Raw genomic sequence first — 9,078 nt, forward strand, 5'->3', positions numbered from 1 at the left:
GAACAGCAGATGATCCTCTTAGAAAATAGTTTGCTATTAACACCATAATCCTGATGTGGATTTTGCTCTTCAGAGCAAGGAAATTTGCATGAGATGAATCATTTCTATCCCTGTGAAGAGGCTCAGTCTCAGCTTCAGCCAGTTTTCGCAGCGTTAAAGCTCAGATCAAAATAACCCCTTCGTTTTCAAGACACGCTCCAGAGATTCCTGCTTTGCTTCGCTGTAGTCGAGACAGCTTTCAGAAGCCTCTGGCCTGAAAGAACGATTGATTGCCAACATCACCTTCTTTTGTCTTTGTCATGGCCTCAATCTCGTCAGTTTGAGATTCTCTTGAGCTTGCTGACGGGGCTCATCAGCTAGATGGTGAAACCAGAGATTGCTTGGAGGTAAGGGCGTAGCGTTTGCCGGGTTCTGGGTCAATGAACTTGACCTGAGCAGGCATCATTTCGGCAACGTCTTTTGCTGATCCCTCCATCTGCATAAAGCTGCTCAGCAGCCCCTCGAAGCGCACATTCCCTCCAGCAGTGCTAGCAAGGACGGTGCTTGGCTCAAATCTTTTGAGCAATTCAGGCAGGACTTGACGGCCTTTCACAAAAGCCCCTGCAAGAGGTAGACCAAGATCAACCACCGGGGTGATCACCGCATCAACGGATTGTGATTCGATTTTGCTGTCGAGAAAACCATGAGGTTCAAGGTAGATCTTGCCGTCAGCATGGCTGATGAGATAACCGTTTTCCATCGAGGGCACCATGGCTCCAGCGGTCGCGCGGATGGTGAGTCCAGCGATGTTGGTGCTCTCTCCAGGATGCAATGGCGTTACTTGTGTAAACCCCAAGCGCCCAACTAGTTTTGCGGCCGAGGGGGAGCCAACGATCTTGAGATCCCTGGGAAGAAGTTGCAGTGTTTCTGGGTGGGCATGATCTGGTAAACCCTGGCTTAAAAGCAGCAGATCAAGGTTGTCAGGCACAGCCCAGTCGCAGGGCAGTCGGCCATTCAGCAACCAGGGGCCTGGTGGGAAGGAGAGTTGGCCGGTGAGCCAGGGATCCACTAATACCCTGCAGGCACCAAACTCCAGCAACCAACCGTTGGCACCAAAATAGGTCGCTGCCAGGTTCATGATCTGCTCAGGCTCTGAGATCTGACCCTATCGGGGATCTGGTATCGATTGCTGGATGCACCCGTCTTGCAGGTAGGAATTCTTTTAACTGGCAGCTGCCATCTCCTTTTAAAGAGATCATGCTCTGCATGGCGATCATGTCCAAGTCGCATGCTGTTGAGTCGTGATCTGTCGTTGATAGAGCTAGGCATGCGAGCTCTGCCTTAGAACAATCAAATTTTGGTGCAGGTCTCTTTCTCAATGAACTTTCATCCATTGATAACGCCTGTCCTCACAAGTAAAGACGACGATCCCAACTTAATCGATTGGCGAGACATCTGCTTTGGAAGTCGAATATTTAGGCGACTCATCAAGAGCCTTTTAAGGTGGCTGGAAAATAAAAAAAGTATTAATAAGTCAGTAGAGATTGGCTTGGAATTGTGATGATTGTTTGATTTATTGCTCTTGTTCAATTCATCTATTCTCCCTAGAATACCGCAGATCTAGCTTCATTCTCTTGGTTATTTAGAGATATCTTTTGATCTGTAAATCTTGTGAAATGATGATATAAAATGCATGCTAAATTCGAAGTCAAGCATTTATAGGCTTTTGCTTTGATGTAGAGATGGTGAACGAAAATCTGGGTAGATCTATTGCTATCACATCAAACTGATCAGATTGTCCGATCGTGAATTCCGTCAGGAATGGCGCCTGTTGTAATTTTTAGCGGAGCCCAGCTTCATTTTTTCTAAATGTGGTAAGGTTCGGCGTCTTCAAGTAAAGGCTGCTAAAAAATTATGCCTCCAGTTCTTGGCAGTTTCGGCTCCCCTGTCATCGTCCTTACCGGGACTCTCGGTTGGCAGTTCTATTTGGTATGTGTCTTCGTGATCGTTGGCCTTATCCTCACTGGTTATATCTTGCCCTCTTCCGGCGTGTATGGCTCTCTGAGAGGTTGGGGCACAGGGACTCCATGGCTAGTCGGCATTGTGCTACTGGCTAGCGTTGTGACGGTGGTAGAGGTGGCTCGCGGTCTGGTTGGCCCCTCCTTGGCTGTTGGCCTATTTATGCTCATCCTTGGATTGCTTGTCCTAGACCAGTTGGGTCGGCAACTCTCTAGGTCTGGTGGTTGATTGCTCGCCAATTTTCTTCTTGGTGCTCGCATGAGCAGTTAGATCTAAATTGATAGGCACTTTTCATTGGTACTGATTGGATCAACCAATCTCTCAGAAGTATCATCACTGGATTTAATTAGCGTTGATATCACTAAAAAGCCCAGCTTTTAAAGCTGGGCTTTTTTTATTGTTTTTCCCGTATAGCTTTGTCGACTTTTTGTTTTCGTGATCCACCGCTTTTGGCAGGTTCTTGCATCTTCATTTGAGAGGCAGTGGGCTGGCTGAATACCAGTGGTGAGTTTGATCACAGGGCTGATTGCTCAGCATGCTTCTAGTGCTTTCACTGTCTTCAGGTTGATGACAGTGGCATCTGGGGCTTCAATAGCAGGTGCGCTATCAGCATTAGATCAAACGAACCTTTAGGGATCACCAAGCGCATTCACAGTCTTGGCCGTTCTGATTAAGCAGGGTGGTATTGATGTGGTCACACAAAGCAGTTGTTCTTCTTGCCATCGTCGCTGCTGCGATGGGTCAGCGTGATGGACGAGCACATTGAGACCTTTCATGAGCTTGCTGCCTTGCCTGATGGCTAGCTTTTTAAAGAGGTCAATATTGCCCCCAAGCCGAAAGCTGTCGAGTTCTTAGTGTCCGCACCAGAGTGCACAGGTTGCAGTCACAACAGCGATGACCAGCCCGCCCCATTTGATGACCTTCTGAGGAGCATTGAATGTGGTGCCCACCAGGATTGCGGAAAGGTTGATCACCATGAGTTGATCAGCTGAAGGCGAGATGCCGAAAGGCCCTGCAGTGGCGAGCAAGTTCATCATGAGTGTTGACAGTAAAAAGACATTAGAGCAAATATCCTCTGGGATACAGTTCAGTTGTGTTTATTTTCCTGGGTTGAGTTAGCAAGGCTGCTCCCAATCAGATGGCGACCTAGATAATCAATATTCCGTAGACATGAAACTTTTCATGGTAGTAGTGAAACAATTTAAACCCATTTGCTATAGGAATACAGGTGACACCTTGCGCAGGGGGGATGCTTCCTAAGTATCCATTTTTGGCAGGGATATCAAACTCTATTGCCAGTGATGGGATACTCGCGTTAGCAAGATCCTCAAGAGGGATGCAGACTCCTGGCCTTGCCGGTGAGGGCTTCCTTCCCCAATCATTAGGAAGTTGTTGAGCGTCATGATCACCCGACCAAGTCGATTCGTGATAGTAGACAGGAGACTCACGATGGCGAATATATTTTACAATGTTCATTGAATTGCTCAAAAATCGAATGATCATCCTCTAGCAGTATTGGCTGAGCAGTCGTCAAGAGCAGCGATTTGTTTTTAGGAGAACCTCATCTTCGATAGGTCTGTATGCCGGCGTATTTGGCTTTAAGTGCTAACCAATTCATGCATAGGGGAAATCTGCTCAATCAAGTGTGCCAAGTTGTTCAGCTTCTGGATACCAGGGGTGTTCAGAATTATTCTGAGTGATGAGTGTTAATGACCTCGATAAAAAAACTGTGGTGGCATTCCAGTAGAGCTTTCATTGGTGCACCTATATGATCTTTTGTCTTGGCTAGGTGATTGGCCTGTTGAGATGCTTTTTCTCGCATTCGTTATGCACTGGTTAGGAGCAACTCTTAGCTTTTAGCTCATCACGTTGGTGTTAATCAGGATGGTGTAAAGATTGGGGGGGGGCTGGTTGATTTTGAGGGATTGTTTTAAGTTTTTAAGCACCCAGGAAGCTGACGCCAACCTGTCGTCGTCGTGGGCCGTCTAACTCCACCAGGATGACGTCTTGATATCGACCTAGCACGAGTTGGGCATCCTGGACAGAAACCGTGAGGTGATTCCCGAGCAGCAACGCCTGTAAGTGTGCATGGGCATTTCGCGGTTCATCCTCAGGGATATTGGGGCGAAGATGAAGGTCGTTGTGTTTCCAGGTCAGATCCGCTGGGGCCAATTGATTGAGCCAATGCTTGATGTCTTCAAGTAGGCGTTCTTCCCATTCATTCACTATCAGGGCTGTGGTGGTGTGCAGACCGGCCAGCACTAGAGCACCCTCCCTGTAACCCTGTTGCTCGATAAGTTGCTGCAGGGGTTCGCTGATGCGATGAAAGGCCAATGGCCCTTCGGTCATCACCGTGATAAGACCCTTATTCCGCTCAAGAGTGTTGATCTCATTAGTAGGCATGGGGCCAAACCTCGTCAGTGATGAAATTAGCTGCATTGCTATTTTGTCGCTGAATATTGGTTCATATGCAAGTCAGTCTTTGCGACCACCTCTAGCTTCTGAACTATGAACACAGCTTTGAGGACTCATCAATTAGCCATCATTCAGCACCCAAGCCGATTGAATCGAATGGCATAGTCATTGCTCCATTAAAGATGAGCGCTTTTGATTCCTGAATTTTATTGAAGGCTGCTTGTCGTTAATGGATATGTGCGTGATCGTCTAAGTGCGTCAAAAGGAGGTTCATGGCCGCTCTAGTTGTTTTTGTGCTTATTCTTCTTTCTTTTGGGGGCATTGTTTTAGGAGTTGGGGCTTTGATCCTGCTGCTCAATAAAGGTGAAAAGGCTGAGGAGATAAAAGCCCTCCTTGAGGGCATGTGGATTGACCTTAAAGACCTTTTCGTTAGATTTGTAAGATTATATAATCTTCTTGTGGCATTTGTCAAAGAGCTAATTCAGCGTGAACCAGAGGGAATTGATGAAGTTGCAAAAGCTGAAGATGTGACTTCTGTCGCATTAGCCAGCGAAGCCGATGATGCGGTCATGCATGAATGTGTCGCTGAAGAGAAAAGCAATGATGATCGATCTTAGTACTGGATAGGCAAGTCAATGGGTTTAAGAATAGATCGTTATTCGGATATAGATTGCAATCCATGCTCATGCTCGTCCAGTTATTCCTTAATCAAATCAGCAGCAATTTCATGTTGATCTCTGCGGAAATGCCTTGGCTTTTTATTGGTGTACCTTTGTGATTTCGTGCAGCAACTGCTGCTCTTGAACTCACTCGCCGGAATATTTTTACTTGACTTATTATTCTTGGATTGACGGTTAATATTCCTGGCGAGCGTAAGTGGATGAATAATCTTGTTTGCTAGGTAATTTTAAGTGCTGCGAACAGAATAAAGGAACATGCGCTCAAGGCTTTTGCTAACTCAAAAGAAAAATCCCTCTAGCAATCATCCGCTGAAGTGCAGAATATCTTCAAATTGCACCGCTGCGGGGCTCACTAGTGCCAAGCTGAGATAGAAGATGTTATCCGCTCAATGATGCATGGCTTTTCACTAAAGTAAAAATTAAGCGCGCTCATTGCAAAAAAGCTGGGGTGCGGTTGTAGAACTCAACTCCTCAACTCGTTTCCTCTGACTGACGCCCATTGATGGATTCAAACCATCGATCGACTACTTAGAAGGCATATGTCTCAGCTGCTGTAATCAGATTTCTGGACTGGGTTTATGGGCGCCCGCTCCTACTCCGTTTGCAGGATTGTTTGTATTTGTGACGCGTCAGGGGGGGTGTTTGCAAACGCAGGGACCCACTGCTGATCAGGCAGTCGGTCCCTCGCCCAGGATTCGACCAGCAGATCGCGCTGCAGGTGGTGGTGCCCGGTTACTTGGTGAACTCAGGGCCGCTGGAGCCCATGGCAACTAGCAGTGATCCCAGCGTCATCCGAACCCTGGGCTGCGAAAGAAAGGCCTGCCTGATGGGGTGGGGGTGGCGCTAGCCAGAAAATAGCCAGAACTAATAAATCGCAATCGCTGAGATCTCAACGCCCCCTGATGGATTCGAACCATCGACCGACTGCTTAGAAGGCAGTTGCTCTATCCAGCTGAGCTAAGGGAGCACTAGATCATTTTGACAGTCATTGTTGCGTTGGCCGCTTATGGTTAGGCGCTGCGAACTTGCATTCGATGGCGGCCAGCCGGCTCAGCGACAGCCAGAAATCTGAGCTTGTGGAGCGCTACAGGGCAGGTGATGCCACTGCAAGCCTTGCCAAGGCTTACGGCTGCAGTCCTAATACTGTCACTCGCACCGTTAAAACGCTGCTTTCAGAGAAGGACTACGTCGCGGTGAAGGCTTCTCGTGCCCAGCGTGGTGCCATCTCTAAGCCTCTCTCTATTGTTGGAGAAGCAACCGTTAATGATCCATCAGAGTCGAGCTCATCGACGCTGAATTCGTTTGATGAGGTGAATCTTGAAGAGGGGAAGGTGGATGGGCTCGCGTTGGACGACGAAGCTGTAGGTGTTCTTGCTCTCGATGATGCGGATGACTTTGGTGATGATCCGGAAGAGGACTCGAGCGAAGAAGGAGATCTCGAGGCGGACATGGGCGATCTGCCTGAGTCCGAGGTGTTTCGCGAGCTGGTTCCTTTAGTCGCAGATTCTGTTGCTTTCAGTGATCGTCCAACGGTGAAATGTGAGCCTCTCTTGCCTGGCTTGTTACCTAGCAGCGTTTATATGCTTGTCGACAAGACAGTTGAACTTGATGCACGCCCTCTGAAGGAGTTCTCTGAGTTGGGTTTGCTAGCCGATGATGATAAAGACAGACGGGCTCTTTGTTTGTTTGCGAATCCTCGTTCTGCCAAACGTCAGTGTGGACGTAGTCAAAGGGTGATCAAGGTACCTGATACAAGCGTTTTTGAGCTCACCATCTCCTATCTGTTGGCTCGCGGAATCACTCGTTTGGTGCTGGAGGGTTCACTTATTGCCCTTGATTCTCAAGCCCCATCGGTCTGAACGGTTCTTGATTCGTCGCTTCAGCAGTCAGAGTCGTTCAGGCTCTTGGCTTGGGCAGCAGCAGAGCGGCTGTACTGCCGCCACTAATGACACCTGCGATGATTGAAATCCCTACCAGAAAACCTGTGGGGAGCTCTGCGCTTTTGGCATCACCCAGCCTGAGACTGTGGCGATCATTGAGATTTTGGGCTCCCAAGCAGAGCACGACCAGGAGCAATCCGCCGCTGACAAGACTGGTTGTTAGCAGCCGCAGCCGCAGCAGCATGATGTGTTTTCGATGGTTCCCCTTAGTTTGCCCTTTCTAGGAGTTCACTCGCTCTCGTTTTCTACCATTTGGTGTACAAGGGCATAGAGAGCCCTTCTGGATTGTCCTGATTGTTGAGCGAGTTGTCGAGCGGCATCGCTTGCACTTGCTCCACTGGCCATCAATGCTGTCAATTCCGCTCGCCAATGCGCGTCACTTTGCTGATCTGGTCCTGAAATTGGAGCACCTCCTAGAACAAGAGTGCATTCCCCTAGAGGCTTGTTTTCAAGAAAATGCTGTAGGGCTGCTGCGATCGTTGGCCCTACTTGTTGTTCATGGCGTTTGGTGAGTTCCCTGGCCACCTGTAAGGGCCGCTCATCCCCGCAAAGTTGCGCCAATTCTTTCAGCAGTTGCACCAGACGGTGTGGCGCTTCGTAAAGAATGGTTGTTCGGGTCTCGCTGGCGACCGCTGCCAGCTGCTGCCGTCGTTCCTTGCCTCTGGAGGCTAGAAAACCTTCAAAACAAAAGCGGCCACATGGAAGTCCGCTGCTCACTAAGGCTGTTGTTGCTGCACAGGGGCCGGGAATACAGATCACCTGGTGCCCAGCGGCCCTAGCGGCTGCGACGAGTTGTTCGCCGGGATCGCTGATTCCCGGCAGCCCAGCATCACTGATTAAAGCCAGGCTTTGCCCTTCGTTGAGCAGTTGAAGTAGTTGGGGGAGGCGAGCTTTGGTGTTGTGTTGGTGGAAGCTGAAACGTTGATTCTGCGCGCCCAGGCCGTTGAGTAGATGGCCGCTATGGCGTGTGTCTTCACAGGCGATGGCAGAGACATTCGTGAGCACAGAGCGTGCTCTGGGGGAGAGATCTCCGAGGTGACCAATGGGCGTCCCAACCACATAGAGCACCCCTGGTGCTGGTTCCTCTCGCTGGCTCAAAATGAGGCTTGCACGTGTCTATTCATGATGCCGAACGCACCTCTTCTCCCTGTTGGTGTGGATCTGGAGGTTTTGTTGCAGCACTTGAGGCGATTGAGCTGGGGTGCTGCAGACATCCTGCTGGCCTATGCCAGGGGAGAACAGCCACCGCATGGATTTTCTAAGGCTCTGAGTGTTGACGATGGTGGTGAGGGGCCTGTTTCTGCCGCTGACCTTGCGGTGAACCGTTGGCTTCTGGATGGCTTAGAAGCGAATTTCCCCTTGGCAGATTGGACTCTATTGAGTGAGGAGACGGCCAAGGAGCAACTCACTGCAGGCGAACCCTTAGCGGCGGAATGGTTGTGGATCCTGGATCCCTTGGATGGCACAAAGGACTTCTTGCAGGGCACAGGTGAATACGCCGTGCATCTCGCTTTGGTGCGTGGTCAACGCCCAGTGCTTGGCGTGGTACTCCTGCCAGAAGCCGAGGAGCTTTGGTTCGGTGTGATTGGTTCTGGGGCTTGGTGCGAAGACCGGCAGGGACAACGTTCGCCGGTGCGTTTTAGTCAGCGCCAGGCTGTTGGTGAGTTGATGCTGGTAGCGAGTCGCAACCACCGCGACAACAGGCTTGAACAACTGCTAGAGAGTCTTGCTCTTGGTGGTAGCAAGGCTGTGGGCAGTGTGGGTTGCAAGGTGACCACGATTTTGCGCGGAGAAACAGATTTGTATATCTCTCTTTCAGGTCGTAGTGCTCCAAAAGATTGGGATATGGCGGCTCCAGAGGCGGTGCTGATGGCGGCAGGGGGATGTTTAACTCATGCTGATGGACGCCAGCTTGCTTACAACAGCGGTGATGTACGTCAGGCTGGATGTTTGATCGCCAGCCATGGCATCGCCCACGCCCAGCTTTGTGAAGCAGCGGCGCGGGCGATGCAAGAGATTGATCCCGGCTTTCAGGTTTGAATTGA

At 49.8% G+C, this 9,078-nt stretch carries 10 protein-coding genes and 1 tRNA gene; 5 read left to right on the forward strand and 6 right to left on the reverse strand.

From position 1 onward, the window contains the following. Positions 1-352 precede the first annotated feature (352 nt). On the reverse strand, positions 353-1,117 hold the full coding sequence (locus SIB41_RS01520; RefSeq protein WP_413359887.1) for an MBL fold metallo-hydrolase: 765 nt from the start codon (positions 1,115-1,117) through the stop codon (positions 353-355). A 776-nt stretch (positions 1,118-1,893) separates the two neighbouring features. Between SIB41_RS01520 and SIB41_RS01525 the strand changes: the two genes are divergently transcribed. Beyond that, entirely contained in the window at positions 1,894-2,226 is a 333-nt protein-coding gene (locus tag SIB41_RS01525) for a hypothetical protein (protein ID WP_011825262.1), read from the forward strand. A gap of 623 nt (positions 2,227-2,849) precedes the next feature. Here the strand turns inward: SIB41_RS01525 and SIB41_RS01530 are convergent. Together SIB41_RS01530 and SIB41_RS01535 are read right to left on the reverse strand one after the other, a co-directional pair. Then, positions 2,850-3,035 (reverse strand): hypothetical protein, encoded by a 186-nt coding sequence (locus SIB41_RS01530; protein ID WP_236066038.1) that lies wholly within the window; start codon positions 3,033-3,035, stop codon positions 2,850-2,852. 901 nt (positions 3,036-3,936) lie between these two features. Then, on the reverse strand, positions 3,937-4,401 hold the full coding sequence (locus tag SIB41_RS01535; RefSeq protein WP_413359890.1) for a secondary thiamine-phosphate synthase enzyme YjbQ: 465 nt from the start codon (positions 4,399-4,401) through the stop codon (positions 3,937-3,939). Between the two features lie 284 nt (positions 4,402-4,685). Between SIB41_RS01535 and SIB41_RS01540 the strand changes: the two genes are divergently transcribed. Together SIB41_RS01540 and SIB41_RS01545 are read left to right on the forward strand one after the other, a co-directional pair. Next, positions 4,686-5,030: a hypothetical protein gene (locus tag SIB41_RS01540; protein ID WP_413359892.1), complete on the forward strand. Its 345-nt coding sequence runs from the start codon at positions 4,686-4,688 to the stop codon at positions 5,028-5,030. Between the two features lie 684 nt (positions 5,031-5,714). Further along, positions 5,715-5,867 (forward strand): hypothetical protein, encoded by a 153-nt coding sequence (locus tag SIB41_RS01545; RefSeq protein ID WP_413359894.1) that lies wholly within the window; start codon positions 5,715-5,717, stop codon positions 5,865-5,867. A gap of 119 nt (positions 5,868-5,986) precedes the next feature. Here the strand turns inward: SIB41_RS01545 and SIB41_RS01550 are convergent. Then, positions 5,987-6,060, reverse strand: a tRNA-Arg gene (locus SIB41_RS01550). A gap of 67 nt (positions 6,061-6,127) precedes the next feature. On the opposite strand from SIB41_RS01550, the gene SIB41_RS01555 reads away from it, so the two are divergent. Continuing rightward, the gene (locus SIB41_RS01555; RefSeq protein WP_413359895.1) at positions 6,128-6,952 is read left to right on the forward strand and encodes a helix-turn-helix domain-containing protein; all 825 of its coding nucleotides are present in this window, start codon (positions 6,128-6,130) and stop codon (positions 6,950-6,952) included. Between the two features lie 37 nt (positions 6,953-6,989). Here the strand turns inward: SIB41_RS01555 and SIB41_RS01560 are convergent, their stop codons facing one another. Both SIB41_RS01560 and rsmI read right to left on the reverse strand, forming a co-directional pair. Next, positions 6,990-7,217 (reverse strand): hypothetical protein, encoded by a 228-nt coding sequence (locus SIB41_RS01560; RefSeq protein WP_063419726.1) that lies wholly within the window; start codon positions 7,215-7,217, stop codon positions 6,990-6,992. A gap of 44 nt (positions 7,218-7,261) precedes the next feature. Next, positions 7,262-8,131, reverse strand: coding sequence for a 16S rRNA (cytidine(1402)-2'-O)-methyltransferase (gene rsmI, locus SIB41_RS01565; protein ID WP_413359897.1), 870 nt, complete (start codon positions 8,129-8,131; stop codon positions 7,262-7,264). A gap of 24 nt (positions 8,132-8,155) precedes the next feature. On the opposite strand from rsmI, the gene SIB41_RS01570 reads away from it, so the two are divergent. Continuing rightward, positions 8,156-9,073: a 3'(2'),5'-bisphosphate nucleotidase CysQ family protein gene (locus tag SIB41_RS01570; RefSeq protein ID WP_413359900.1), complete on the forward strand. Its 918-nt coding sequence runs from the start codon at positions 8,156-8,158 to the stop codon at positions 9,071-9,073. The last annotated feature ends 5 nt before the right edge of the window (positions 9,074-9,078 follow it).

It is taken from the genome of Prochlorococcus sp. MIT 1201 (assembly GCF_047303415.1).
In the GTDB taxonomy this organism is placed as follows: Bacteria; Cyanobacteriota; Cyanobacteriia; order PCC-6307; family Cyanobiaceae; genus Prochlorococcus; species Prochlorococcus marinus_D.